This is a genomic window from Sphingomonas citricola (genome assembly GCF_019429535.1).
GTDB lineage: Bacteria > Pseudomonadota > Alphaproteobacteria > Sphingomonadales > Sphingomonadaceae > Sphingomonas > Sphingomonas citricola.
On record NZ_JAHXZM010000004.1, the window covers coordinates 233,877 to 260,258 of the forward strand.

Annotated in this window: 28 protein-coding genes; 15 read left to right on the top strand and 13 right to left on the bottom strand. The window is 68.8% G+C overall.

The genetic code is table 11. The features are described 5' to 3' along the window. Positions 1-22: 22 nt before the first annotated feature. From maiA to pyrE, 6 genes are read right to left on the bottom strand one after another with little or no spacing between them, the layout of a single operon-like run. A complete protein-coding gene (gene maiA / locus KZ810_RS11750) occupies positions 23-664 on the bottom strand; it encodes a maleylacetoacetate isomerase (protein WP_219769297.1) in 642 nt (213 codons plus the stop codon). Next, positions 661-1,728, bottom strand: a complete 1,068-nt coding sequence (locus tag KZ810_RS11755; protein ID WP_219769298.1) for an AI-2E family transporter — start codon at positions 1,726-1,728, stop codon at positions 661-663. The genes maiA and KZ810_RS11755 overlap by 4 nt, the downstream gene beginning before the upstream one ends. Beyond that, positions 1,725-2,687, bottom strand: a complete 963-nt coding sequence (lepB, locus tag KZ810_RS11760; RefSeq protein WP_219769299.1) for a signal peptidase I — start codon at positions 2,685-2,687, stop codon at positions 1,725-1,727. The genes KZ810_RS11755 and lepB overlap by 4 nt, the downstream gene beginning before the upstream one ends. A gap of 6 nt (positions 2,688-2,693) precedes the next feature. Then, positions 2,694-3,098, bottom strand: a complete 405-nt coding sequence (gene acpS, locus KZ810_RS11765) for a holo-ACP synthase (protein ID WP_219769300.1) — start codon at positions 3,096-3,098, stop codon at positions 2,694-2,696. Positions 3,099-3,108: 10 nt separating this feature from the next. Then, positions 3,109-3,852 carry a pyridoxine 5'-phosphate synthase gene (locus KZ810_RS11770; RefSeq protein ID WP_219769301.1) on the bottom strand — a complete coding sequence of 248 codons (744 nt, stop codon included), beginning with the start codon at positions 3,850-3,852 and terminating at the stop codon, positions 3,109-3,111. Between the two features lies 1 nt (position 3,853). Beyond that, on the bottom strand, positions 3,854-4,438 hold the full coding sequence (pyrE, locus tag KZ810_RS11775) for an orotate phosphoribosyltransferase (protein WP_219769302.1): 585 nt from the start codon (positions 4,436-4,438) through the stop codon (positions 3,854-3,856). Between the two features lie 207 nt (positions 4,439-4,645). Here pyrE and coxB point away from each other — a divergent pair, with 207 nt between their 5' ends. The 11 genes from coxB (at position 4,646) to KZ810_RS11825 (ending at position 14,957) form a co-directional block, all read left to right on the top strand. After that, complete coding sequence (gene coxB, locus KZ810_RS11780) at positions 4,646-5,854, top strand: cytochrome c oxidase subunit II (RefSeq protein WP_219769303.1); 1,209 nt, start codon at positions 4,646-4,648, stop codon at positions 5,852-5,854. Positions 5,855-5,856: 2 nt separating this feature from the next. After that, positions 5,857-7,524 carry a cytochrome c oxidase subunit I gene (gene ctaD, locus KZ810_RS11785; RefSeq protein WP_219769304.1) on the top strand — a complete coding sequence of 556 codons (1,668 nt, stop codon included), beginning with the start codon at positions 5,857-5,859 and terminating at the stop codon, positions 7,522-7,524. A 207-nt stretch (positions 7,525-7,731) separates the two neighbouring features. Beyond that, positions 7,732-8,277 (top strand): L,D-transpeptidase family protein, encoded by a 546-nt coding sequence (locus KZ810_RS11790; protein ID WP_219769305.1) that lies wholly within the window; start codon positions 7,732-7,734, stop codon positions 8,275-8,277. A gap of 65 nt (positions 8,278-8,342) precedes the next feature. Beyond that, positions 8,343-9,311, top strand: coding sequence for an alpha/beta fold hydrolase (locus tag KZ810_RS11795; RefSeq protein WP_219769306.1), 969 nt, complete (start codon positions 8,343-8,345; stop codon positions 9,309-9,311). 119 nt (positions 9,312-9,430) lie between these two features. Then, the gene (locus KZ810_RS11800) at positions 9,431-10,324 is read left to right on the top strand and encodes a heme o synthase (protein ID WP_219769307.1); all 894 of its coding nucleotides are present in this window, start codon (positions 9,431-9,433) and stop codon (positions 10,322-10,324) included. A gap of 11 nt (positions 10,325-10,335) precedes the next feature. Further along, positions 10,336-10,470: a cytochrome c oxidase system small membrane protein gene (locus KZ810_RS17280; protein ID WP_258044803.1), complete on the top strand. Its 135-nt coding sequence runs from the start codon at positions 10,336-10,338 to the stop codon at positions 10,468-10,470. Next, positions 10,467-11,012: a cytochrome c oxidase assembly protein gene (locus KZ810_RS11805; protein ID WP_219769308.1), complete on the top strand. Its 546-nt coding sequence runs from the start codon at positions 10,467-10,469 to the stop codon at positions 11,010-11,012. The genes KZ810_RS17280 and KZ810_RS11805 overlap by 4 nt, the downstream gene beginning before the upstream one ends. A gap of 34 nt (positions 11,013-11,046) precedes the next feature. Next, entirely contained in the window at positions 11,047-11,958 is a 912-nt protein-coding gene (locus KZ810_RS11810) for a cytochrome c oxidase subunit 3 (RefSeq protein ID WP_219769309.1), read from the top strand. Positions 11,959-12,061: 103 nt separating this feature from the next. Further along, on the top strand, positions 12,062-12,682 hold the full coding sequence (locus KZ810_RS11815; RefSeq protein ID WP_219769310.1) for an SURF1 family cytochrome oxidase biogenesis protein: 621 nt from the start codon (positions 12,062-12,064) through the stop codon (positions 12,680-12,682). Positions 12,683-12,699: 17 nt separating this feature from the next. Beyond that, positions 12,700-14,091, top strand: coding sequence for a threonine synthase (gene thrC, locus KZ810_RS11820; RefSeq protein ID WP_219769311.1), 1,392 nt, complete (start codon positions 12,700-12,702; stop codon positions 14,089-14,091). Further along, positions 14,088-14,957, top strand: a complete 870-nt coding sequence (locus KZ810_RS11825; protein ID WP_219769312.1) for an RsmD family RNA methyltransferase — start codon at positions 14,088-14,090, stop codon at positions 14,955-14,957. The genes thrC and KZ810_RS11825 overlap by 4 nt, the downstream gene beginning before the upstream one ends. Positions 14,958-14,966: 9 nt before the next feature. Here the strand turns inward: KZ810_RS11825 and KZ810_RS11830 are convergent, their stop codons facing one another. Genes KZ810_RS11830 through KZ810_RS11840 form a run of 3 tightly spaced genes read right to left on the bottom strand, consistent with a single transcriptional unit; the run spans position 14,967 to position 16,596 of the window. Then, positions 14,967-15,602 carry a heme exporter protein CcmB gene (locus KZ810_RS11830; RefSeq protein ID WP_219769313.1) on the bottom strand — a complete coding sequence of 212 codons (636 nt, stop codon included), beginning with the start codon at positions 15,600-15,602 and terminating at the stop codon, positions 14,967-14,969. Beyond that, positions 15,599-16,177, bottom strand: coding sequence for a heme ABC exporter ATP-binding protein CcmA (ccmA, locus tag KZ810_RS11835; RefSeq protein ID WP_219769314.1), 579 nt, complete (start codon positions 16,175-16,177; stop codon positions 15,599-15,601). Before ccmA ends, KZ810_RS11830 begins: the two co-directional genes overlap by 4 nt. Beyond that, positions 16,174-16,596, bottom strand: a complete 423-nt coding sequence (locus KZ810_RS11840; protein ID WP_219769315.1) for a metallopeptidase family protein — start codon at positions 16,594-16,596, stop codon at positions 16,174-16,176. Before KZ810_RS11840 ends, ccmA begins: the two co-directional genes overlap by 4 nt. Positions 16,597-16,637: 41 nt before the next feature. On the opposite strand from KZ810_RS11840, the gene KZ810_RS11845 reads away from it, so the two are divergent. Then, positions 16,638-16,931, top strand: a complete 294-nt coding sequence (locus KZ810_RS11845) for a 4a-hydroxytetrahydrobiopterin dehydratase (protein ID WP_093006519.1) — start codon at positions 16,638-16,640, stop codon at positions 16,929-16,931. Between the two features lie 124 nt (positions 16,932-17,055). Continuing rightward, complete coding sequence (locus KZ810_RS11850) at positions 17,056-17,970, top strand: hypothetical protein (protein ID WP_219769316.1); 915 nt, start codon at positions 17,056-17,058, stop codon at positions 17,968-17,970. Here the strand turns inward: KZ810_RS11850 and KZ810_RS11855 are convergent. Continuing rightward, the gene (locus KZ810_RS11855; RefSeq protein WP_219769317.1) at positions 17,967-18,749 is read right to left on the bottom strand and encodes an SDR family oxidoreductase; all 783 of its coding nucleotides are present in this window, start codon (positions 18,747-18,749) and stop codon (positions 17,967-17,969) included. The genes KZ810_RS11850 and KZ810_RS11855 overlap by 4 nt on opposite strands. Before the next feature lie 50 nt (positions 18,750-18,799). On the opposite strand from KZ810_RS11855, the gene KZ810_RS11860 reads away from it, so the two are divergent. Further along, complete coding sequence (locus tag KZ810_RS11860; protein WP_219769318.1) at positions 18,800-19,594, top strand: ATP-binding cassette domain-containing protein; 795 nt, start codon at positions 18,800-18,802, stop codon at positions 19,592-19,594. Continuing rightward, positions 19,594-21,120 carry an ABC transporter permease/substrate-binding protein gene (locus KZ810_RS11865; RefSeq protein ID WP_219769319.1) on the top strand — a complete coding sequence of 509 codons (1,527 nt, stop codon included), beginning with the start codon at positions 19,594-19,596 and terminating at the stop codon, positions 21,118-21,120. The genes KZ810_RS11860 and KZ810_RS11865 overlap by 1 nt, the downstream gene beginning before the upstream one ends. Here the strand turns inward: KZ810_RS11865 and KZ810_RS11870 are convergent. The 3 genes from KZ810_RS11870 to KZ810_RS11880 form a co-directional block, all read right to left on the bottom strand. After that, entirely contained in the window at positions 21,117-23,978 is a 2,862-nt protein-coding gene (locus KZ810_RS11870) for a TonB-dependent receptor (RefSeq protein WP_219769320.1), read from the bottom strand. The two genes, KZ810_RS11865 and KZ810_RS11870, sit on opposite strands and share 4 nt — an antisense overlap. 76 nt (positions 23,979-24,054) lie before the next feature. Further along, the gene (locus KZ810_RS11875; RefSeq protein ID WP_219769321.1) at positions 24,055-25,260 is read right to left on the bottom strand and encodes an acyl-CoA dehydrogenase family protein; all 1,206 of its coding nucleotides are present in this window, start codon (positions 25,258-25,260) and stop codon (positions 24,055-24,057) included. A gap of 14 nt (positions 25,261-25,274) precedes the next feature. Next, entirely contained in the window at positions 25,275-26,372 is a 1,098-nt protein-coding gene (locus KZ810_RS11880; RefSeq protein ID WP_219769322.1) for an acyl-CoA dehydrogenase family protein, read from the bottom strand. Positions 26,373-26,382: the final 10 nt, after the last annotated feature.

Consider the following 26,382-nt stretch of genomic DNA (forward strand, 5'->3'; position numbering starts at 1 on the left):
GGCGTCACGCGAAACGGCGCCTTCAGTGCGGCTTCACGCGGTCGGGGTGCGCGGCGGCGACCGCAGGCAGCGCCGCCATCGCCGCGTCGGCGGCGCACAACCGTGGATAGGCATCGAGCGGCACCGCGAAGCGTCGCGCATTGTAGAGCTGCGGTACCAGGCAGAGATCGGCGATGTCGGGCGCCTCACCGCCCAGGAACGGCCCCGCGGGCATATCCGCCGCCATCGCTTCCAGCGCGGCTAATCCCTCGACCACCCAGTGGCGGTACCAATCGTCGCGCGCCGACTGATCGGCACCGAATTGCTGTTCCAGCCGCTTGAGCACGCGCAGATTGTCGATCGGATGGATGTCCGCGGCGATCACCAGCGCACGCGCGAGCTGGCCCGAGCGGACGAACGGATCGGACGAGACCATCGCAGGATCGGGAAAGGTCGCGTCGAGCCAGTCGACGATCGCGAGGCTCTGCGTCAGCGGGCGGCCGTCGACGACCAGCGTCGGCACCAGCCCCTGCGGATTGATCCGGCGGTTGTCGTCGCCGCGCTGCGCGCCCTCAACCAGGTTCACAGCGACCGAAGTATAGCGCACCTGCTTCAGGTTGAGGCAGATCCGCACGCGATACGCCGCCGACGAGCGCCAGTAATCGTGGAGCACGATCTCGCTCATGCCGCGTCCCCGGCCTTTTCCGACCGGCGCTCCATCGCCGCCTTGATCATCGCGGTCATCGGATCGGCGAGCGCGAGGCCGATGATCCCGAACAACGCGCTGGCGAGGATCTGCGCGCCGAGCGTCAGCGCGGGCGGCAGGTCGACCGTCCGTTTCGCGACCATCGGGATCACGACATAACCGTCGATGATCTGCACCGCGACGTAGATCAGGATCGCGAGCACGCCCGTGTGCATCCCCGCCGAGAAGCCGACCGCGATCGTCATCGCCCCCGACACGAACGCGCCGACGTTGGGGATGAAGGCGAGCAGCCCGGTCATGATGCCGAGGATCAGCGCCATCGGCACACCCGCTAGCGCGAGCGCGGTACCCACGAATGCGCCCTCGAACGCCATGCCGAGCAGGCGCCCGGCGAGCAGGCGACGAAGCGTCCGTGCCATCCGCTGCGTCGTGATCGCGACCTCCGCCCGGTTCGCCTGCGGGATCATCCATTGGAACCCGCGGTCGTAGACGCGCGGGTCGATCGCGACGAACAGACCGATCACGAGGATCATGAACATGGTGGTCAGCGCGCCGAATGCCGTGCCGACCCAGGCGGTCACCTTGCCGACCGAGCCGAGCGCCTGGCGCGCGATGCCGTTCAGGTCGGACGCGCCCGGCATCAGCCCCTGCGACGACAGCCAGCCCGACAGCCGCACGACCTGCGTCTCGACGGTCGAGCGCAACTGCATCACCTGCTGCGTGATCTGGACACCCGCGACGTAGAACGTGCCCGCGAGGAAGACGAGCGTCAGCAGGCAGACGATCAGCAGACGCCAACCGCGCCCGATCGGCAGCACGCGGCCGAGCAACCGTACGCCGCCATCGAGCAGAGCCGCGAAGACGAGCCCGGCGAAGATGACGAGCAACGGCTGGATGAGCAGCACCACCAGCGCGATCGCGCCGGCAAGCCCCAGCCACACCGCGGCGCGCTTGATCTCGGCACGAACGGCGGGATCGCGGACCTCGTGCGGGCTCGCGCCGGCGACCAGATCGACGCGATCGTCGTGACGACGCTCGCTCACTGCGTGCGCTCCGGGTGGAGCGAAGTACCCGCGCGTCCGCCGCGCAGCGCCGGCCACCAGGTTAGCGGATTGAGCGTCGCGTTGCCGTCGACCGAGAAGGTGATGAACTCGGCGCGGCCACCGAGGTTCTCGACCGGCACCGGCCCGCCCAGCCCGCGTTCGAACCCGCCAAGCGCGAAGCGGCTGTCGGCGGAGCGATCACGATTGTCGCCCATCAGGAACACGCGCCCCGCGGGGATGCGGACGGGTCCGTAATTGTCGCCGGGCGAATCGGGCTGGAGATCGACCGTGTCGTAGCGCCGGCCGTTCGGCAGCGTCTCGGTCACGATCGGCAGGTGGCAGACAGTGCGCCCGTCGGCGAGCGTGCGCCGCGCCCCCGGATATTGCAGCGGGTCGCAGGTCGCATTCGCATCGACGGGCAGGTCGCGGAAGTGCAGCGCCCCGCGCGGCACCGCGACCCCGTTCAGGAAGACGACGCCGCCCCGCACCTCGAGCGTGTCGCCGGGCAGCCCGATCACACGCTTGATATAGTCGCTCGACGACCCCGGCGGCGTCACAATCACGACGTCGCCGCGCTCGGGCAGGCTGCCGAACACGCGACCGGGAATGAAGGGAAGCTGGACCGACCAGCTCTCGACCGGCTGATGCAGCACGAGGTCGCGCGCGATCGCGACGGGGTCGGGGATCGTCGGCGAGACGAACGACCAGCCATAGGCGAACTTCGACACCACCAGCCGGTCACCGACCATCAGCCCCGGCAGCATCGATTCGCTCGGGATGTAGAACGGCTTGGCGATGAAGGAATGAAAGCCGAGGACGGCGAGGACGAGCCAGAACAGGCCTTTCGCCTCGCTCCACCAATCGAACCCGGCACGTTGCTGCTGGTCGGCCGGCGCCGCGTCGCCGCGATGCGCATCGCCTGGATGACCGCTGGAGGGAAGCGTGAGGTCGTCGGCCACGTCAGATCATCCGATGGGTAGGGCTTCGATAATCACAAAGGCCTGCGCCCACGGATGATCGTCGGTCAAGGTCAGATGGATATGCGCGTCATATCCCGCGGGCACCATCGCGTCGAGCCGCGCCCTCGCGCCACCCGTCAGCGCGAGCGTGGGCGCGCCCGAGGCGGCGTTGACCACCCCGATGTCGCGCATGAAAACGCCCGCCCTGAATCCGGTGCCGACCGCCTTGGAGAAGGCTTCCTTCGCGGCGAACCGCTTGGCGAGTGTGCCCGCGCGGGTGAACGGCCGTCTCGCCGCCTTGGCGCGCTCGACGTCGGTGAACACGCGCTGCTCGAACCGCTCGCCGAACCGGTCGAGCGATGCCTGGATCCGCTCGATGTTGCAGAGGTCGGAGCCCAATCCGATGATCAAGCGTGCGTCCTCATCGCGCCGCCGCCATCTCGGCCTTCATCCGCCGGACACTCTCGTACAGGCCGACGAAGATCGCCTCGCCGACGAGGAAATGCCCGATGTTGAGTTCGACCACCTGGGGGATGGCGGCGATCGGTTGGACGTTGTCGAACGTCAGCCCGTGTCCAGCATGGACCTCGACGCCGTTCTTGGCGGCGAGCGCGGCAGCGTCGCTCAGCCGGCGCAGTTCGTCGGCGCGCGCCTCGCCCTCGGTGTCGGCGTAGCGGCCGGTGTGGAGCTCGATCACCGGCGCGCCAAGCGACACCGCCGCGGCGATCTGTTCGGGCGACGGCTCGATGAACAGCGACACGCGCACGCCCGCCTCGCGCAGCGCGCGCACCATCGAAGCGAGGACGTCGTGCTGCCCGGCGACATCGAGCCCGCCCTCCGTGGTACGCTCCTCGCGCTTCTCGGGCACGATGCACGCGGCGTGGGGGCGGTGGCGCAGCGCGATGCCGAGCATCTCCTGCGTGGCCGCCATTTCGAGGTTGAGCGGGATCGCGCGGTCGAGCGCGGCAAGCTCGGCGACCAGCCGCGCGATGTCGGCGTCAGTGATGTGGCGGCGATCCTCGCGCAGGTGCGCGGTGATCCCGTCCGCGCCCGCCGACGCGGCGAGCAACGCGGCGCGAACCGGATCGGGAACCGCGCCGCCACGCGCGTTCCGCACGGTCGCGACATGGTCGATGTTGACCCCGAGACGCAACGGCTGCGCCATGTCAGGCCCCCGCCCGGCTGCCGGGTTTGATCGCCGGGATCGCCTGCAATTCGGGCGGCAGCGCCTCGGCGGCGTAGCTCGGCACGTCGAGACGGAGCAGCGGGAAGAAAGGTACGCCGATGTCGGCGGCACCGTTCGAGCGATCGACCAGCGCCGCGCCCGCGATCACGCGTCCGCCCGCCGCCTCGATCGCCGCGATCGCCTCGCGGCTCGACAGACCGGTGGTGACGACGTCCTCCATCATCAGCACCTCCTGTCCTTGTTTAAGTCGGAACCCGCGGCGCAGTTCGAACGTGCCGGTCGGGCGTTCGACGAACATCGCCTCGACACCCAGCGCGCGCGCCATCTCGTAGCCGACGATCACCCCGCCCATCGCGGGCGCGACCACCGCGGAGATCCGCGCGCGCAGACCGTCGGGGATCGTCTGGGCGAGTGCCGCGCACAGGCGGGCGGCGCGGCGCGGGTCCATCAGCACGCGCGCGCACTGCAGGTAGCGCGGGCTGCGCAGCCCCGACGACAGGATGAAATGCCCTTCGAGCAGAGCATCCGCGGCACGGAACTCGGCCAGTACCTCGTCCTCGGTCATCGCGCATCCTCCGTCGACGTCATGGGGGGCGCAGATACGGATCGCAGCGCGCCGACGCAACGCGGCGCGAGCGGGAAAAATTCGCGCAATCGCGCCCTCTTGAGGCAGATGGGAGCGCCGCGTATAGGCAAAGGCAATGGGCGACAATGCCCGCTCGGTATTTGGGGGGGCACTCCCGTGCCACGACGCAGGGGTGATGGAAGCACGATGAACCGCTTGAAGACGATGATCTTGGCAGGCGGGCTCGCGCTCGCCGGGCTGGGGCTGGGAACCGGAGGCGGCGCCTCTGCCCAGACGCCCGCCGCCGCGCCGGCGATCAAGACCGCGCAACCCGGCGTCCCGAGCGCGCTCGAACCCGCCAACGCCGCCGATCCCGCCGCGCCGAAGATGAGTGCGGCTACCCCCGCGAAGCTCGACCAGAAGGCGCCCGCCGCGCTCGAACTGGCGCAGGACGGCGCCCCCACCATGAGCGCCAAGCCGATGATCGGTCAGCCGACCGACGGCCTGATGCGCATCCAGCCGCAGGTAACCAAGAACGGGCTGCGCGCGCACTGGTTTCACGACAAGATCCTGTTCCCGTTGATCACGGTCGTGTCGCTGTTCGTGCTGGCGTTGCTGGTGCTGGTGATCATCCGCTTCCGCGCGGCGCGCAATCCGGTCCCGTCGAAGACCAGCCACAACACCTTCATCGAGGTGGTGTGGACGCTTGCCCCCGTGCTGATCCTGGTCGCGATCGCGGTGCCCTCGATCGGGCTGCTCCAGGCGCAGTTCAAGCCCGCGCCTGCGGGGGCGGTGACGCTGAAGGCGATCGGCAACCAGTGGTTCTGGAGCTATCAATATCCCGACAACGGCGGGATCGAGATCACCGCCAACCTGCTGAAGGAAAAGCAGGACGTGGCCGCGGGCGAGCGGTATCGAACCGACGCCGACGGTCCGCGCCTGCTCGCGACTGACAACCGCGTCGTGCTGCCGGTCGGCGTGCCGATCCGGCTGATCACCACCGCCAACGACGTGATCCACAGCTGGGCGATGCCCGCGTTCTGGATCAAGCTCGACGCGATCCCCGGCCGGCTGAACGAGACGAGCTTCACGATCGACAAGCCCGGCCTCTATTTCGGCCAGTGCTCCGAGCTGTGCGGCGCGCGTCACGCCTATATGCCGATCGCGGTCGAGGCGGTGTCGCCGGCGCAATTCGCCGCCTGGGTACGCGCCAAGGGCGGCACGATGCCGACCCCCGGCAAGGCATCGGACGCGGTGATCCCGCAGCCGGGCTCGGACAATTCGGCGACGGTCGCGTCCGAAGCGGCGATCGTCGACAATTTGACCGGTCCGACCGAGAACGGCACCGCCACTCCCCCCGTCATTCCGCAGGGCGCGACCGGTAACCCCGGTGGCGTCGGCGAAGCTGGACGCTGACCATGACCGACACCGCACTCCATCCATCCGCCTTTCAGGCGCACGACGCGCATCATCACGACGCGCATGCCGATCACCTGCCGGGCTTCTTCGCGCGGTGGTTCATGTCGACGAACCACAAGGACATCGGCACGCTCTACCTGATCTTCGCGATCGTCGCGGGCATCGTCGGCGGCGCGATCTCGGGGCTGATGCGCGCCGAGCTGGCGCATCCGGGCATCCAGTATCTGCCGACCTGGGTCGCGATGCTCCACGGCGGGCAGGCGCAGACGTTCGACCAGGCGCTCCACCTGTGGAACGTTCTGGTCACCGCTCACGGCCTGATCATGGTGTTCTTCATGGTCATGCCCGCGATGGTCGGCGGGTTCGGCAACTGGTTCGTGCCGATCATGATCGGCGCGCCCGACATGGCGTTCCCGCGGATGAACAACGTGTCGTTCTGGCTGCTGGTGCCCGCGTTCATCCTGCTGCTCGCCTCGCCCTTTTTCGGTGGCGCAGGCACGGGCTGGACGGTCTACGCGCCGCTCTCCACCTATGGTGAGCCGGGGCCGAGCGTCGACATGGCGATCCTGTCGCTCCACCTCGCGGGCGCGAGCTCGATCCTTGGGGCGATCAACTTCATCACCACGATCTTCAACATGCGCGCGCCGGGCATGACGCTGCACAAGATGCCGCTGTTCGCCTGGGCGATGCTGGTGACCGCGTTCCTGCTGCTGCTGGCGCTGCCGGTGCTCGCGGCCGCGATCACGATGCTGCTGACCGACCGCAATTTCGGCACGACCTTCTTCGATCCGGCAGGCGGCGGCGATCCGGTGCTTTACCAGCACCTGTTCTGGTTCTTCGGCCACCCCGAAGTGTACATCATGATCCTGCCGGGCTTCGGCATCGTCAGTCACATCGTCGCGACGTTCAGCCGCAAGCCCGTCTTCGGCTATCTCGGCATGGCGTACGCGATGGTCGCGATCGGCGTCGTCGGTTTCGTCGTGTGGGCGCACCACATGTTCACGACCGGCCTGTCGGTGAACGTGAAGATGTACTTCACCGCCGCGACGATGGTGATCGCGGTGCCGACCGGCATCAAGATCTTCTCGTGGATCGCGACGATGTGGGGCGGCAGCCTGCGCTTCCCGACCCCGATGGTGTGGGCGATCGGGTTCATCTTCATGTTCACGGTCGGTGGCGTGACGGGCGTCGTGCTCGCCAACGGCGGCGTCGACGATTACATGCAGGACACCTATTACGTCGTCGCGCACTTCCACTACGTGCTGAGCCTCGGCGCGGTGTTCTCGCTGTTCGCGGGCTTCTATTACTGGTTCCCCAAGATGTCGGGGAAGATGTACTCGGAGGCACTCGGCCAGGCGCACTTCTGGGTGTTCTTCGTCGGCGTGAACATCATGTTCTTCCCGATGCACTTCCTCGGCCTGCAGGGCATGCCGCGCCGCTACCCGGACTATCCGGACGGTTTCGCGCACTGGAACAACGTCGCCTCGATCGGCTACATGATCATGGCCGCGGGCATGGCGATCTTCTTCGTCAACGTCGTCTGGTCGCTGATCGCGGGCAAGAAGGCGCCCGACAATCCCTGGGGCGAGGGTGCGACCACGCTCGAGTGGACGCTGTCGAGCCCGCCGCCGTTCCACCAGTTCGAGACGCTGCCCAAGATCGACTGATCGAAGGTACGACGGCAAACCTTCCGAACGCCCCGGCCACCGCGCCGGGGCGTTTTCTTTTGATGGCCGATCCGTTTCTCGATTTCCTCTCTGCCACTCGCCAAGAGCAGCGCCCCCGCCTCCTTACCGCGATCCGAAATCGTCCCGGGGCGAGACGTGGCAAAACCGCCACTGGAACCCCGCACGCCCCCGCGCGATCACGCGTCCATGACCCGCGTCGCTTTCCCCTGGCTGCTGCTCGCGTTGCTGCTCACCGCGCTTTCCACCGCACCTGCCGCCGCGCGCGGTATTCCGCAGCGTGCGGGCGGCCCCGACGTTCACACCATCCTCGATGTCGGCCACCCGCTGGAGCCGGGCGACTATGTCTGGGACGAAGACGGAGCACCCGCCGGCGCGACGCACATCGTCGTCGATACCGCGCGGCGGCAACTCTACGTCTATCGCGGCGGGGTAGAGATCGGGCGTTCGTTCGCGGTCGCGGGACCGCCTGAAAGTCCCACCCCGCTCGGGCGCTTCCCAATCCTGGAGAAAGACGCCGACAAATATTCGCGCAGCTACGACGCGCCGATGCCCTACGCGCTGCGACTGACCCGCAGCTATGTCGCGATCCACGGCAGCAAGGTCGAGTGGGACTGGGTAACGCACGGTTGCATCGGCGTACCGCTGCCGTTCGCGCGCCTCCTGTTTCGCAACGTCCGCGTCGGTGACGACGTGCTCGTCACGCGCAACTGGCTGCCCGCCGCCTACGACTGAAGCGGTTGCGCCGCGCACGCCGATTGCGCACGATTGATCCCATCGAGGGCCACGAGGGATCCGTCATGCCTGAATTTCGCACCATCGACACCGGCGGCGCCCGCTTGCGCGTCGCCGTCGAGGGCAGCGGACCGCTGATCGTGATGGTGCACGGCTTTCCCGAGAGCTGGTATTCGTGGCGGCACCAGATGCCCGTCGTGGCGGACGCGGGCTTCACCGCGGCGGCGATCGACGTGCGCGGGTACGGCGGATCGGACAAGCCGACCGATGTCGCGGCCTATGCGATGGAAGCGCTGACCGCCGACGTCGCGGGCGTGGCCGACGCGCTGCAGCCGGGGGCACCCGCGATCCTGCTCGGCCACGACTGGGGTGCACCGATCGTCTGGAACACGATCCTGTCGCGACCCGAGCGCTTCCGCGCGGTCGCCGCATTGTCGGTGCCGTTCACCGGCGTCGCCAAGCGGCCGTTCAACGAGACCTTCCGCCGCGCCTTCACCGACAAGGGGCGTTTCTTCTACCAGGAATGGTTCGCCGCCGTCGGCCCGGCCGAACGCGAGGCGGAAGCCGACGTGCGCGATTTCCTGCGCAAATTCTACTACGCGATCTCGGGCGATGCGCCGCCGGGTACGTGGCCCGACAAGCCCGCGGGCGCAACCTTGCTCGACGGGATGGTCGATCCCGGCACGTTTCCCGCGTGGCTGAGCGATGCCGATCTCGATTATTACGTCGCGGAGTTCGAGCGCTCGGGCTTCTTCGGACCGCTCAGCCGATATCGCAATCACGAACGCGACTGGGCATGGCAGCAGCAGTTCGCCGGACGCCGGATCGAGGCACCCGCCTTGTTCATCGGCGGCAGCAAGGATCCGGCGACCAGCGGCTTCGGCGCGATGACCGATCCGATCGCGGTGATGCGGCCGCATGTTCCCAGGGTCGAGGGGCATATCCTCGACGGTGTCGGGCATTGGACGCAGCAGGAGCGCCCGGCGCAGGTCAACCGGCTGCTGCTCGACTGGCTGGCGCGACTGCCCGATTGATTCCCCTCTTTCGCGACTCTCCCCGAGGAGGAGGGGTTCGGCGTTGATAGCCCTCACTGTGCTGCGAAAAAGCGAGCCTTTCGCGCGGCGTCCGCGACGGGTATAGCCGCGGGCTCGCGATGACCACCGCCGCTCCCCTGCTGCCGCCCGCCGACTGGCGCGACTTCCTGGCGCTGACCAAGCCCCGGGTGATGACGCTGGTCGTCTTCACCGGATTGTGCGGGATGCTGGCCGCGCCGCGCGGCATCGCGCCCGTGCTCGCCTTCACCGCGATCCTATGCATCGCGCTCGGTGCCGGTGCGGCGGGGGCGCTCAACCAATGGTACGAGGCCGACCTCGACGCGGTGATGAAACGGACCGCCAAGCGCCCGCTGCCCGCGGGGCGGATGGACCGGCAATCGGCGCTCCATTTCGGCGTCGGGCTCGCCGCCTTCTCGGTCATCCTGATGGGGCTGGCGGTCAACATGGCCGCCGCGGCGATCTTGACCGTGTCGATCCTGTTCTACGTGCTGATCTACACCGTGTGGCTGAAGCGACGCACGCCGCAGAACATCGTCATCGGCGGCGCGGCGGGTGCGTTTCCGCCGCTGATCGGCTGGGCGGCGGCGACCGGCGAGGTCGCGGTACTGCCGGTGTTGCTGTTCGCGCTGGTGTTCCTGTGGACGCCGCCGCATTTCTGGGCGCTCGCGCTGTTCATCGAGTCGGACTATGCCAAGGCCGGGATCCCGATGCTGCCGGTGGTGGCGGGGGAGCGTGCGACGCGGCGGCAGATCGGGCTCTACACGATCCCGATGGCGTTGGTGGCGGTGGCGCCGTGGCCGCTCGGGCTGACCGGCGCGTTCTACGGCGCGGCCTCGATTGCGCTGACTGCGATCTTCGGCGCACTCGCCGCGCGCGTGACGATCGGGCGCAACACCCCCGGCATGAAGCCGGAGAAGCGGTTGTTCGCTTACTCGATCATCTATCTTTTCGTGATCTTCGGCGCGCTGGTCGTCGATCGGTGGCTCGCATGACGGATGGACCCATGGGTGACGAACAGGAGCTGATCCAGCGGCGGCAGAAGGCGCGTGCGATCGTGACCGCGGTGCTGCTGCTCGCGTTCGTGGTGCTGACCTTCTTCATCACCATCGCGAAGATCAGGGAGGGGATGGCGCAGTGATCGGACGGCTCGACCGGCGCGTGCGCACCGCGCTGCTGGCGGTGCTGGGCATCTGTTTCATGACCGGCGTCGCGTTCGCGAGCGTGCCGCTCTACCGCCTGTTCTGCGAAGCGACCGGGCTGAACGGCACGACCAACCGCGGATTGAAGGCACCCGGCGGCGTCCACCGCGCGATCCGCATCGCGTTCGATGCCAACACCAGCCCCAAATTGCCGTGGCGCTTCACGCCCGAGCAGGAGGAACAGGAGGTCGACATCGGTGCGCGCGACATGGCGTTCTTCCAGGCGACCAACCGCGGTGCACAGGAGGTGACGGGCACCGCGACCTACAACGTCACGCCGGCGGTGGCAGGGAAATATTTCACGAAGATCCAGTGTTTCTGCTTCACGCAGCAGACGCTCAAGCCCGGTGAGACGCAGCGGATGCCGGTGATCTATTTCGTCGACCCGAAGATCCTGACCGATCCCGACACCAAGGACGTCGAGACGATCACGCTCTCCTACACGTTTTACCCGGTGGATTCTGCCAAAACGGCGGGTTAAGGCGTAAAGAAACGCCTTTAGGGGGATGCCACGCATGGCCGGCGCGAAGAACCACGATTATCATATCCTTCCACCCAGCCCGTGGCCGCTCATCGGATCGATGATGGCGCTCGTTATGGCGGCGGGCGGCATCATGTACATGCACAGCGCGGTCGGCGGCGGTTGGGTGTTCCTGATCGGTCTGGCGGGCGTGCTCGGCACCATGTGGGGCTGGTGGCATCAGGTCATCCGCGAGGCGCACGCGGGCGATCATACCCCGGTCGTCCAGCTGCACTTCCGCTACGGCATGATCCTGTTCATCGCCTCCGAGGTGATGTTCTTCGTCGGCTGGTTCTGGGCGTATTTCGATTTCGCGCTGTTCCCGACCGCGATGAGCTTCGTCGACGGACAGGTCGAGCGCGCAGCCGAAGGTGCGGCCGCGATCGCGGCGCAATGGCCGCCCAAGGGGCTTGAGGTCATCAACGCGTTCGAGCTGCCGCTGCTCAACACGCTGATCCTGCTGACGAGCGGCACCACCGTCACCTGGGCGCACCACGCGCTGATCCACAACCAGCGCGGCGGTGAGAAGCGCGGTTTCTGGGGTCTGCTGGGCGTGGGCGACCGTGACGGCGTGCTGAAGGGCTTGTGGCTGACGGTAGCGCTCGGCGCGCTGTTCAGCTCGATTCAGGCGTATGAGTACATGCATGCGCCGTTCCCGTTCAAGGGACTGAACTATGGCGCATCGTTCTTCATGGCGACGGGGTTCCACGGTTTCCACGTGCTGGTCGGCACGATCTTTCTGATCGTCTGCCTGATCCGCGCCTACAAGGGCGATTTCACGCCGAAGCAACATTTCGGGTTCGAGGCCGCGGCCTGGTACTGGCATTTCGTCGACGTGGTGTGGCTGTTCCTGTTCGTCACGATCTACGTCTGGGGCGGCTGGGGCGCGCCGGTCCACGGCGGCTGATCGACCGGCCATCGGTTCGATGAGGGGGCGCGGTTCGGATGCGAACCGCGCCCCTTCTTTGTTGCGCGACGGCGCACGCAGGCCGGGGTAAGAGGCGGGCGTGATGAAGCGCATCCCCGTCGTCCCAACCATCATCGTCGCGTTCGCGGTATGCGGCATGATCGCGCTCGGCATCTGGCAGATCACGGTCCGCCTGCCCGAGAAGGAAGCCTATCTCGCGCAGCTCGCAGGGAATCCGGCGAAGCCGGCGGTCGCCTTCCCTAGGCAGAGCGACGACGCCTTGCTGTTCCGGCGCAGCAGCATCGTCTGTCTGTCGCCCGTCACGATCATGCGTGCCGGCGCGGGCAATGCGGGCTTCCGATTGATCGCCGCCTGCCGCACCGGCGCGGAAGGTCCGGGCGTGAAGGTCCAGCTCGGCACCACGCGAGATCCGAACAAGCGGGTTGACTGGCGCGGCGGCGCGGTGTCGGGCTTCATCAGCCACGCGCCCGACCCCCGCCCGCTGATTGCGGGGCTGTTCGACCACAGGCCGCAGGAGATGCTTCTGGTCGCCGACCGCCCGGTCGCAGGGCTTGCCGCCAACACCAGGCCCGACGTCAGCGTCGTACCCAACAATCACTTGGCATACGGGGTGCAGTGGTTCCTGTTCGCCGCGGTCGCCGCGATCATCTACGCGGTTGCGGTGCTCCGGCGTCGCGCGCCGGTTGCGGGGCCAGGGGCTTAGGGCTACCCCGCGCGTCCATGCGCTACGTCAGCACGCGCGGCCGGGCGGCCGTACTCGACTTTCGCGAGGTCACGCTCGCCGGGCTTGCCACCGATGGCGGGCTTTACGTGCCCGAGGCATGGCCGACGTTAACGAAGGACGAGATCGCCGCGCTCGCGGGGCTGTCGTATGTCGATACCGCGGTCGCGGTGATGATGCCGTTCGTCGGGACGACGATGACGCGCGACGAGCTGCACGCCTTGTGTACGCAGGCATACGGCCGCTTCTCGCACGCCGCGGTCACGCCACTCGTCCAGCTCGACCACGATCAATGGTTGCTCGAGCTGTTCCACGGCCCCACGCTCGCCTTCAAGGACGTGGCGTTGCAGTTGCTCGGCCTGTTGTTCGAGCGGTTTTTGACCGGATCGAGGTACCACCTGACGATCGTCGGCGCGACCAGCGGCGATACGGGATCGGCGGCGATCGACGCGGTCGCGGGGCGTGCCGGCGTCGACATCTTCATGCTCCACCCCGAAGGTCGCGTCAGCGACGTCCAGCGGCGGCAGATGACGACGGTGGGCGCGCCCAACGTCCACAACATCGCGATCCGCGGCGACTTCGATCATGCGCAGGCACTGGTGAAGGCGATGTTCAACGATCCCGCCTTCGCGGGTCGTTTTCACCTCTCCGCGGTGAATTCGATCAACTGGGCGCGGTTGATGGCGCAGGTGGTCTATTATTTCTACGCCGCGGTCAGGCTCGGCGCGCCCGAGCGCAGGATCGCGTTCAGCGTGCCGACGGGTAATTTCGGTGACGTGTTCGCGGGGTATGTCGCGGCAAAGATGGGGCTGCCGATCGCCCGCCTGATCGTCGCCACCAACGTCAACGACATCCTCGCGCGCGCGCTCACCACCGGCGATTATTCGAGCCGCGATGTGGTGCAGACGCCGACGCCGTCGATGGACATCCAGGTGTCGAGCAATTTCGAGCGATTGTTGTTCGACCTCGGCAACCGTGACGGCGATGCGATCGCGGCGCAGATGCGCGGCTTTGAGGGGAGCCGCGCGATGCGGCTGACCAACGCGCAGTCGCAGGGCGCGGCGGGGCTGTTCGCCGCCGAGCGTGTCGACCTCGACGAGATGGCATTGGCGATGCGCTGGGCGCACGAACATGCGTGCCAGACGCTCGACCCGCACACCGCGATCGCACTCGCCGCCGCGCAGCGCCACGCGAGCAACGTGCCGATCGTGACGCTCGCGACCGCGCATCCGGCGAAGTTCCGCGACGCGGTGGAGCGCGCGACCGGCACGCGTCCCGCGCTACCCGCACGCGTCGGCGACCTGTTCGAGCGCGAGGAGCGGTACGACGTGCTCGACGCCAGCTACGCTGCGGTGAGCGGGTACATCGCCGAGCGGGCGGTGGCACGATGAAGCTCGAGACGCTGATCGGCGAGCCCTGGGGCGATTACGGGCTGATCGATTCGGGGCACGGCCGCAAGCTTGAGCGCTACGGCCCGTATCGCTTCATCCGCCCCGAGCCGCAGGCATTGTGGGCGCCAGCCAGCGCCGATTGGGACGCGCACGGCGAGTTCGTGCCCGGCAGCGACGAAGATGGCGGCGGGCAGTGGCGCTTCACCAAGCGCGTGCCTGCGGACGGATGGACGCTGGAGTGGCACGAGGCGCGCTTCACCGCGCAGAACACGCCGTTCCGCCACTTGGGTTTCTTTCCTGACATGGCGCCGGTGTGGGTGTGGATGCGCCAGCAGCTTGAGGGCGCCGAGAGTCCCGAATGCCTCAATCTCTTCGGCTATACCGGGGTCGGCACGCTGGCGCTGTCGTCGATCGGTGCGCGGATGGTGCACGTGGACGCATCCAAGAAGTCGGTCGAGGCGGCGCGCCACAATGCGGCGGTGTCGGGGCTGTCCGACGCGCCGACGCGCTGGATCATCGACGATGCGTCGAAGTTCATCGCGCGCGAGGTCAGGCGCGGGCGGCGCTACGACGGCATCCTGCTCGATCCGCCCAAATACGGGCGCGGGCCGACGGGCGAGGTGTGGCGGCTGGAAGAGGATCTGCCGCGGCTGATCGCCGATTGCCGGCAATTGCTCGACGCCGAGTCGCGCTATCTGTTCCTGACCGTCTACGCAGTGCGGATGTCGGCGCTGGCGATCGGCGAGATGCTGCGCCAGGCGTTCGCCGACCTGCCGGGCACGGTCGAGGCGGGCGAACTGGCGGTACGCGAGGAAGCGCGCGGGCTGACGCTGCCGACCGCGATCTGGGCGCGCTGGAGCCGCTGAGGCGCCGGCTTATTCCATCGCCGCGCGGATCGCCGCGCCCGCGACGAGGGGCGCGCCGGCGACGAGCAGCAGGCTGGTCGCGGCGAGCAGCTTCAGACCGCTTGGCCCCCCCGTGATCGCGCCCGCGCCGAAGATCAGCAGCGGCACCGCGAGCGGCAGCATGACGAGCCCCGCGACGGCACCCGCCCCGCGCGCGCCCGCCAGCAGCGCGGCGGTCGCGACCGCGAGCGCGGCGAGCCCCGGCGTGCCGAGCAGCAGCCCCGCCTCGACCAGCAGCAGCGTTTCGCCGGGCAGGTCGAGCAGGCCGGCCGCGATCACCGCGGCGAGCATCAGCGGCGGCGCAAAGGCGAGCCAGTGGGCGAGCATCTTCGCCGCTGCGACCGCCGCCAGCGAAGCCCCGCGCACCGCCAATTGATCGAGCACACCCGATTCGAGATCGGGCGCGACCAGCCGCTCGACCGGCATCAGCGCGGCGAGCAGCGCCGCCGCCCAGATCACCCCGCCGCCGATGCGCGACAGCAGCGCGGTGTCGGGGCCGATCGCGAACGGGAACAGGATCGCGACGAGCAGGAAGAAGGCAACCACCAGCGTCGCGCCACCGCCCGCGTAGCCCTGCCGCAAATCGCGCCAGACGAGCGCGATCACAGACGCACCTGCTCAGCACCCGGCCATGCGAGCGGCTGGTGCGTGGCCGCCACGACGATCCCGCCTCGTGCACGATGCCGGGCGATCAGCGCCGACAGACGATCGAGCGCGGCGGCGTCGAGCGCATTGCCCGGCTCGTCGAGCAGCCACAAGCGCGCGCCGCTTGCCACCACGCGCGCGAGCGCGGCGCGGCGGCGCTGGCCGGCGGAGAGCAACCGCACCGGCACTGCGGCGAGCTCGGTCAGGTCGACGTCCGCGAGCGCCGCCGCGACCCGGGTCGCGGACTCGGGCGCGACATCGAGCCGCGCCCAGAAACGCAGCGCGGCGCCGAGCGGCAGCGTGCGGTCGAGCGCGTGTGCCTCGTCCATCAGCGCGACCCCGCCCGCGGGTCGCACGACGTCCCCCTCGCCGATACGCCCGATGCCGGCGAGCACACGCAACAGGCTCGACTTGCCGACGCCATTGGGTCCGGTGACCAGCACCGCCCCGCCCGGCGGCGCAACGAAACTGACCGGCGAAAACCGCCGCTCGCCGCGGGTGACGACGAGGCGGTCGACGACCAGCGCGTCGCTCAATCCGCCACCGCGTCTTGAAGCGCGTGCATGTCATCGTCGCTGAGGCCTAAATGGTGCCCGATTTCGTGCACGGTCACGTGCGCAACGAGATCGTCGAGCCGCACGCCCGTTTCGCACCATTCGGCGAGGATCGCCTGACGATAGAGGTGGATGCGATCGGGCAGCGCGCCGCTGTCGAACGACGATTTCTCCCCGACCGGTCGCCCGACATAGACGCCCGTCAGGTCAAGCGGATGATCGAGCCCGACCCCCGCCAGCATCTCGGCATCGGCCTCCTCCTCGACCAGCAGCACGACATCACCCAGATGCTGCCGGAAGGCGGCGGGCAGCCGCGCAATCACGCCCAGCGCATACGCCTCGATCACCGCGGCGCCGGGTGCCGCGCCCAAGACCTCTTGCCGCTCCATCGCGCTCGCCATAGGCGGAGGCAGGTTCGGGCGGCAAGCAGGGAGACGAGGGCATGATCGAGCAATTGAGCGAGGCCGAGCGCGCCGACGCGCTGGACGCGCTGCCCGAATGGGATTTCGAGGAGTCGCGCGACGCGATCACGCGCACGATCGTGTTCACCGATTTCGCCGAAGCGTTCGGCTTCATGACACAGGTCGCGCTGCTCGCCGAACGCGCCGATCACCATCCCGAGTGGAAAAACGTCTACAACCGCGTCGAAATCCTGCTGACGACGCACGACGCGGGCGGGCTGTCGTCGCGCGACGTCGAGTTGGCGGGGGCGATCGACGACATCCTGGGCGGCTGAGGCTCACGCCTGCGCCGCCACGCAGCCGGTTGACGGGCGGGCGCGCTTTCCCGACGATCGTTAACGAATCGTCAACACTCGCGCGCGGCACGGGGCAGTGCGCGAGGGGGAGCGGGGGTGCAGGATGATCGGCTCCACATCGAGGTGCGCTGCGTGGCGCATCGCCGCGCACGCGATCGGCGGTTTCGCGCTGATGTGCGCGACGTCGGTAGGTGACGCGCGGGACCGTTCGCCAGCGCCCGCCCCTACGCCGCCGGTCGCGCTGGTGCCCGTCGCGACGCTGCTGAACGAGGTGAAGTGCGATTACCTCGACTTCGCCTATTCCGATTATGCGCGGCAGCAGCGGCTGGCGGTGGGCAAGGTGCGCGGTGAACTGCGCGTGACGCTGTCCCGGATCGGGACCGCGGCGACGCTCGGCGTGCCGGTCGCGCCCGGCGGCCTGCGGCTGGACGACACCGCCTCGACCAACGTGCCGAGCGGCAACGGGCTAACGGTTCCGTTCGAACTCGACCCCAGGCTCGCGCTCAATCCGGGGGCGTCGGGACTCGATTGTGCCGCAACCAAGCGTTTGTCGCGCACGATCCTAGATTTCACGCAGCTGGCGGCCGAGTTCGCGCAGGCACGGAGGCTGGAGCCCGCGCTCAAGATCCGCTCGCCGATTCGCTATCGTGGGCAATTCATGCTGCGGCGGGGTCCGGGCGGGGTCGACGTCGTGCTGCTGACGCTCGACCCGGCGCGGGTCGGCCGCGACGCAGGCTATCTGCAGTCGTTCGATCTCGTGATTGAAACCGGCGCGCCGTCGTGGTTCACCGATGTCGGCCCGGCCACCGCCGAGCCGCGCCCGGCCGTCGCGGCCGCACCGGCGCCTGCATCGTCACCGACGCCACCTTCGGCGCCGCGGATCGAGTTGGAGCGGATCGACCCACCGTTGCCTGTCGCGCGTCCGCGCGTGCGTGTGCCGACCGCGCCCCGCCCCGCGGGCGCGCCGCCGGTGCGCCGCTGCGTGTCGGACGCGAGCGGCGAGATCGCCTGTTACTAGCCGAGCGAGCGCGCGGTCATCATGCGACGGACGCGGCCCGGCATCCAGCGCGCGCCGAACGACAGCCGCCGTGCAGTCGGGCCGATCACCGCGTGCACCTTATCGCCGTGCACCGCGTCCCATGCTGCCTCCGCGACCGTCTCTACGGGTGTGAACTCGAGCTTGGCCGCGACCACTGCCTCGCGCACGCTGCGGTTGGTGCCGGGCAGCCCGGCATTAAGGAGCGCGGTGTCGACGAAGCCGGGCATCAGGTCGCGCACCTTGATGCCATCCGCCGCCCATTCGGCATCGAGCGCCTCGGTCAGCCCGCGCACCGCGAACTTGGTAGCCGAATAGGCCGCGAGCCCCGCCGAGCCGTAGATCGCCGATGCCGAGGCGGTGTTGAGCAGGCACGATCCCGGTGTCGCCTTGAGATACGGATAGGCCATGCGCGCGCCGTAGGCGATGCCGCGGAAATTGATGTCGATCACGCGGTCGAGCGCGTCGAGTGACAGCTCGCCGAACGGCCCGCCGAGCGCGATGCCGGCATTGTTGAACAAGACGTCGAGCCGACCGCCGCTCAGCCCCGCGAAATCGTCGAGCACATGCTCCCACTCGCTGGGGTCGCGCACGTCCATCTGGTGCGTGCTGGTGCGCTCGGGCGGCAGCAGTGCGGCGGTGTCGCGCAAGCCGCCGCGGTCGACATCGGCCAATCCGACGCGCCAGCCCTTCGCCGCGAACAATTGCGCCACTGCGCGCCCAATCCCTGAGCCGCCGCCGGTGATCAGGATCGCCTTCATGCCCTCTCCCCTCTTGTCGTGTGCGCATCCTTCCCGCATCGTCGCGGGCGATGCCAGAGAAATCCGGGCAACCGCCATCCGGACCTGCGGTGACGTTCGAGCGCGTGACCAAGCGCTACGCCGACGGCACGGTCGCGGTCGACGCGGTGTCGTGCGAGATCGCAGCCGGCAGCTTCGTCGCGCTGGTGGGTGCGTCGGGGTCGGGCAAGTCGACGCTGCTCAAGACGGTCAACCGGCTGGTGCCGCCGAGCGACGGCCGCGTGCTGATCGACGGCGCGGACGTGAGCGAGGGGCCGGCGTGGCAGGTCAGGCGGCGGATCGGCTACGTGTTCCAGAACGTCGGACTGTTTCCGCATCTGTCGGTGGCGGAGAATATCGCTCTACCGCTCAAGCTGGAACGTCGGGCCGATCCCGCACGCGTCGACGCGTTACTCGACACGGTCGAGCTGCCGCGCGCGCTTGGTCGGCGGATGCCCGCGGAATTGTCGGGCGGGCAGCGCCAGCGCGTCGGCGTCGCGCGCGCGCTGGCGACCGATCCGGGGTTGTTGCTGATGGATGAGCCGTTCGGCGCGCTCGATCCGGTCACGCGCGATGCGCTCGGCCAGGCGATCGCGCGATTGCAGCGCGAACGCGGGCTGACCGTGCTGATGGTGACGCACGACATGGCCGAGGCGCTGCTCGACGCGACACGCGTGCTGGTGATGGAGAACGGGCGGATCGCCGCCGACACGTCGCCCGCGGCACTGATGCGCGGTGAAGGCGGCGACACCGCGCAAGGACTGGTCGCGGTGCCGCGCGCGCAGGCCGAGCGGATCGCGGCACTCGCGACCGGTGGCTTGCACTGATGGGCGACGCCTTCGCTCGCGTCCCCGCGCTCGCTGCGCAGCATCTGCTGCTCGCGATGTGCGCGCTGGTGCTGGCGCTCGGCGTCGCGCTGCCGCTCGGTTGGTGGTCGGCCAGGCGTCCGCGGGTGGCGCGCGTGACGCTGGGGTTCGCAAGCCTGGTGCAGACGATCCCGAGCCTCGCACTGCTGGCGCTATTCTATCCCGTGCTGCTGTGGGTGTCGGGTGTGGTCGGCGGCGGCGTGCCCGCGCTCGGCTTCCTGCCCGCGCTGCTCGCGCTGACGCTCTACGCGCTGCTGCCGATTATCCGCAATCTTGTGACCGGTCTGACGGGCATCGACCCCGCGGTGCTGGAGGCGGCGGACGGCGTCGGGATGACCCCGGCGCAGAAGCTCAGGCTGGTCGAGATACCGCTCGTCCTGCCGGTCGCGATGGCGGGTATCCGCACCGCGGCGGTGTGGACGATCGGTGCGGCGACGCTGTCGACCACGGTCGGCCAACCGAGTCTCGGCGACCTGATCTTCGCGGGGTTGCAGACGCAGGCGTGGACGCTGGTGATCGCGGGGTGCGTGTCGGCGGCGGCGCTTGCGCTAGGCGTCGATGCGCTGCTGGGGCTGGCCGAACATGGTGCGCGGACGCAGCGCGGATGGCTGACCTGGGGCGCGGTGGTAGCGCTGGCGGCGGCGACCGTCGTGGCGAGTACGCCACTGTGGGCGCGCGGCGGCGACCGGGTAGTGGTGATCGGGGCCAAGAATTTCTCCGAGCAGTACATCCTCGCGCGGTTGATCGGCGATCGGCTGACGCGCGCCGGCTATACCGTTCAGTATCGCGACGGGCTCGGCTCCGCAGTCGCGTTCGGGGCGGTGGCTGGGGGTGAGATCGACGCGTACGTTGATTACGCCGGCACGATCTGGGCGGGCGAGATGAAGCGCGCCGACGTGCCGCCGCGCGACGTGCAGGTGCGCGCGATCACCGAATGGGCGCGTGCGAAGCGCGGTGTCGGGCTGGTCGGTTCGCTCGGCTTCGAGAATGCCTACGCCTTCGCGATGCGCGGGGACGATGCGCGGCGGCGGGGTATCGCGTCGCTCGCCGACCTCGCCGCCGCGTCGCCGCAGCTGAAGCTGGGCGCCGATCTCGAATTTCTCGATCGTGCCGAATGGGCGGCCATCCGGCGCGCCTATCCGATGCGGTTCGCCGCTGCGACGCCGTACAGCCCGACCTTCATGTACCGTGCGCTGGAGAGCGGGCGCGCCGACGTGATCAGTGCTTTTTCCTCCGACGGGCGGATCGCGGCCGACCGGTTGGTGACGCTCACCGACCCTCGCCGCGCGATCCCCGGCTACGACGCGATCCTGCTCGTCGCGCCGAAGCGTACGAAGGATCAGCGCTTCCTTGCTGCGCTCCGCCCGCTCGTCGGCCGCATCAACGTCGCCGCGATGCGCGAGGCGAATTACATGGTCGATCGCGACGCCAACAAGGCGACGCCCGAGGCGGCGGCGCGCTGGCTCGCCGCCAAGGTCGGGCTCTAGAAGAACAGCTTTCTGATCGACAGCCGCACCGTCCGGCCCAATGGGTCGAGGTAGCCCGGCTGGAACCCGATCGGCACGGTGCCGGTCTGATCGGTAACGCGCTGACGCTGGTTGAACGCGTTGTTGAGCGAGAGCGTGACACGCGTGCCACGCAGCCACGGATGCGCGCGGATCAGGTCGATCCGCTGCCCGAAGTCGGCGAACAGTCGTAGGTTGACCGTTGTCAAACTGCCGAAATCGAGCGTCTGCGGGCTGGTCGGGGTCCCGCCGTTGACCCGCGTCGCGCTCTGGAAATTGAGCGATGCGCGCGCACCGAGGCCGTTGTTCGAGTAACCCGCCTGCCCCTCCAGCTCGTGGCGCGATTGTCCGCCCGAGCCGCCGATCGCGTCGCCGTTCAACAGGTCGAGGACCGGGCCGCCGTTGGCGATCGTCACCCGGTCGGTGAAGTGCCAGGTGTGGTACAGCGCGAACTGCACGCGTCCCCCGGCGGCCGCCCCGCCGCCGCCGCCGAAGCGCCCACCGCCGAAACCACCGCGACCACCACCGAAGCCGCCGCCGGGTCCGCGTCCGCCACCCGGCGCGTCACCGCCGCGGGGTTGCTCGCCGCCGTTCGCCGCCGCGCGCGCGCCGCTGCCGTCGGGGCGGGTCGTATCGGCCGTCGCACCCTCACCGTCGCGACGGCGCCCACCGGGCGGGCGCAGCCCCGCGAACGGGTTGGGACCGGTGCCGGCGCGGAACGCCTCCAGCTCCTTCTGGATCTTGGACTTGAGCTTGAACGAGACGTTGAAGCCGTAGCGCAGCTCCGACCGCTCGCTGCGCGCGAAATTGACCGGGCGGGTGTCGAGGCGAACGAGATCGCCGTTCACGCGCGTGAAGCGATCGCGGAACGCCGCCTCGATCGCGGCGCTGGCGGCGGGGAAGCTCGCGATCGGATCGTCGACGCGTTCGGTGACGTAATTGGCGATAAGATTGATGTCGCGATCCGACCACGGCTGGAGCGTCGCGCCCAGCTTGGTCACGTGGCGCTCGTCGGCGCGTAGGAATGGGTTGCCGCCGGTTACCGTCGTGACGGTCGCGGTCGTCCCGCGGACGTAATCGAACACGCGCACGCCCGCGGTCGGCACCTGCGGATTGCCCAGTTGCTGCGCCGAGGGTGCCTCGTCCTCGTTCGTCACCGAGTAGATCAGTCGCAACCCGCGCAGCGGCGACCAGTTTGCGCCGTAGCCGAGCGTCCAGAGCGTGCCGAAGTCCGACAAATGATCCGCTGCGACATTGGCGTTCAGCGAGAAGTCGCCGAGTCCGCTCAGCACCCCGCGCGTGCGGCTGGCGATCGGCAGGTCGAGATTGACCTGCGCGTTGCCGATATCGCGCGAGATGTCGGCGGGCAGCGTCACGCCTGCGCGCGTTGAGCGGCTGGCGAAATCGGCGCTCGACGCGCCGATACGGATGCTGGTGTTGGCGTCCCCCGCGGGCAGCGAGAAGACCGGCCCGGTCACCAATGTGTCGAGCGCAAGGTTGGTCGAGCGCGAGCGGCCGAGATTGTCGGGCGTCCGCACCAGATCGAATGCGCCGAACGGATTGGCGCCGGGGTCGTTAGCGGTCAGCAGCGCCTGAAACGCGGTCGTGTCGAGCCCCGTCTGGCTGCGCGTGTCGCTGGCGCTGTAGTCGGCGTTGGCGTTGACGGTCCAACGCCAGCGCCCCTGGTCGCCGTTCGCGCTCGCCCCCAGATGCGCGTCGGTGCTCTCGACATGCTGGCCGAGCACGCCGAGATCGGGAAACGCCCGGCTGACCCGCGCCTCGCTGGCGAAGGGCGAGAAAGGATTACCGACGGGCAGCAGGAGGTTCCCCGTCACGAGTCCGCGGTCCGCATCGCTCACGTCATGCTGAACACGCGCGTTGAAGGTCGCGCCGATCCGATCGGTCAGGCTGGTGGCGTAGACGCCATTCGCCTGGAAGCTTTTGGTTGCGGGCAGCAACGTACGGAAGCGCGACTGGTCGACGGAGCTGACGGTCGTGAGGAAATCACCTGCAGCGACCACGCCGTTCGCCGCCGACGCGGGTGCGCCGAGCGTGGTGCCGTCGGCCAACGTGACCGTGCCCGCACTCGACGCCCCGCCCTGCGCCTGGATGATGCTACGCTCCGCCTCGGTCAGCGCGCTCGCCTGATCATATTCGAAGTGGACGCTGGTGCGCCCGGTGCGCTGGATGCGCAGCCAGTCGGCCTTGCCGCCGGGCTGGTTGCGCCCGCCGTCGGTCGCGAGCGTGTCGATCAGCTCGCCGGTATAGGCGCGGAAGCGTGGGCGCAGCACGAAGTTCACGACGCGCTGGTCGGCGCGATAGCCGTATTTGAGCGCGACCTCCTCGGGCAGGATCTCGACGCGCAGGATCGCCTCGGTCGGCAGGTCGCGGATCTCGGAGAAGCCGCCGATCCGCCGCCCGTTGAGCAACACCACCGGCGCGCCGCCCGATCCGCGACCCGAGCGCGTCTGCGGGCTGAGCTCGGTCAAAAGGTCGGCGACCGAGCTGACGCCGTAGCTGCGGATGTCGGCGGGGGACAATGTCTGTTCGGGCGGGATGTCGCCAACGACGCTGCCGACCGGCTTGCGCCCGGTGACGACGATGTCCTCGCCCTCACCCGCTTCACCCTGTGCGTCGGGTGAAGCGGCGGCGGCTTCGCTGGGGGAGCCGGCGGGCGGTATCGCGGCGGGGACGGCAGGCGCCTGTTCCGCCGTTGTCGCGGGCGTCGGCGCATCCGCGGGTGCCGGCTGCGCCGGTGCGGGAGCAGGAGGAAGCTGCGGCGCCGTTTGCGCAAAGGCGGGAACAGCGGCGGTGCTCGCCAGCAACAGGAACAATCGCAACGCCACACTCCCTTACCCAATCGGCGGGCGCGTCGGCGCTAGCGGTGAAATGTCGCGCAATTATGCCCGCATGGCGTCAGCGCCCGGCGGGCAGATCGCGGAACGCGGCCTCCTTGTCGGTGCGAATCTCGCCCGGCAGGCCGAGGACGCGTTCGGCGATGATGTTCTTCAATATCTCGTCGGTACCCCCCGCGATTCGCAGGCCCGGCGCGTTCATCACGGCCGATTGGAACAGGGCGCGCATCGGCGACACCGCGGCGTCGTTGATGATCCCGAACTGATCCTCCGCCTCGACCGCGCTGTTGCCGATGTCCTGTAACTGGTTGGCGGCGATGATCTTACCGATCGAGCTTTCGGGACCAGGCGTCTGCCCGCGGCTGAGCGCGGTGATCGTGCGCATCCGCGTGTTGCGCAGCCCCTCGGCCTGGACGTACCAGTCAGCGAGCTTCTGTCGGAACGCCTTGTCCTGCAGCAGCGTCCCCTCGCCCGCGTCGAGTTCACGCGCCAGCTTCAGAATCTCCCTCGGGCCAGCGCCGCCCCCGCCGCCGACTGCGAGCCGTTCGTTCATCAGCGTGACGAGCGCGACGCGCCAGCCGTCGTCGACCTTCCCCAGCCGCTGTGCGTCGGGGATGCGGACGTCGGTGAAATAAACCTCGTTGAAGTTCGACCCGCCCGACATCTGGTGGATCGGCCTGATCTCGACGCCCGCGCTGCGCAGGTCGAGCCAGAACATCGTCAGCCCCTTGTGCTTGGGCACGTCGGGGTTGGTACGCACCAGCACGATGCCGAAATCGGAATAATGCGCGCCCGAGGTCCACACCTTCTGCCCGTTGACGATCCAGTCGTCGCCGTCGCGCACCGCGCGCGTGCGGATCGCCGCCACGTCCGATCCCCCAGCTGGTTCGGAGAAGAGCTGCGACCAGATCTCCTCCCCACGCAGTGCCGGGCCGACGAAGCGCTGCTTGGTGGCATCGTCGGCGAACGCCATCACGGTCGGCACGCACATGCCCAGCCCGATGGTGAAATAACCGTATTGAACCGGGTGGCGCGCCTCCTCCTGACCGAAGATCACGCTCTGGATCGGGGTGCCGCCACCGCCGCCCCATTCCTTGGGCCAGGTAATCTGCGCGTAGCCCGCCGCGGCCTTGCGCGCCTGCCACGCGCGCGCCGCCGCCAGGTCGTCGGCATGCGGCATCGCCTTATGTTCGGGTACGTTGGCGTCGAGCCAGGCGCGGGCGGTGGCGCGGTACTCGGCCTCTTCGGGGGTGTCGTTGAAGTCCATCGTCGCTCTTCCCTTCAGGCCGCGTTCTTCATCTCGAGCTGTGCCACCAACCGCTCGCGCCACTGCGCCGGCGCACCCGCGACCAGGCTCAACTGGCGCGAGCGGCGGTAATAGAGCTGCGGATCGGCCTCCCAGGTGAAGCCGATCCCGCCATGCGTTTGGATGTTTTCCTTGGATGCGAACCAGAACGCCTCGCTCGCCGCGACACGCGCGGTGGCGGCGGCGAGCGGGAGTTCGGCGGCGCGCGCGTTCAATGCCCAGGCGCCGTAATAAGCGTTCGAGCGCGCGATCTCGTTCTTCACGTACACGTCGGCGAGCTTATGCTTGATCGCCTGATAGCCGCCGATCGGGCGGCCGAAGGCGTAGCGGTCGAGCGCGTAGCGCTTCGCCATCTCCAATGCCTTGTCCGCGCCGCCGATCTGTTCGAATGCGAGCAGCACCGCGGCGCGGTCGAACACCTGCTGCGCGGCGGTGAAGCCGTCCTCGTCGCCGAGCGGTTCGGCCGCGGCATCGGTGAAGGTCAGCCGCGCCGCCGACCGCGTCGGGTCGAGCGTCGTCAGCACCTCGGCGATGACGCCCGCGCCGCGCTCGACAAGGTAGAGGCCGTCGCCCGCCAGCACGACGATCAGGTCGGCGACGTCGCCGTCGGTGACCGGGATCTTCACCCCCGACAGACGCCCGCCGGTCACGCTCGTCCCGATCGATCGCGCCGTCGTCGGCCCCGGTCCCTCACTCGTCGCGAACGCGCCGATCACCTCGCCCGCGGCGATGCGCGGCAGCCATTTCGCCTGTTGCGCCTCGGAGCCGAACAGCATCAGCGCCTCGGCGACGAAATAAACGGTCGACGCGAAGGGGGTCGGCGCGCAGGCGCGGCCCAGTTCCTCCGCGAGCGCGCATAGTTCGACGTGGCCGAGCCCGAGCCCGCCATGCGCCTCGGGGATCGCCGCGCCGAGCCAGCCCTGTTCGGCGACCCCGCGCCACAAGGACTCGTCATAGGCGCGGTCGGCGTGATCGAGGACCCCGCGCACCACCGCGGGCGGACATTTCGCGTCGAGGAACTTTCGTGCCTCGTCCTTCAGCATTTTCTGTTCGTCGGAATAATCGAAGTTCATGTCGCTCCCC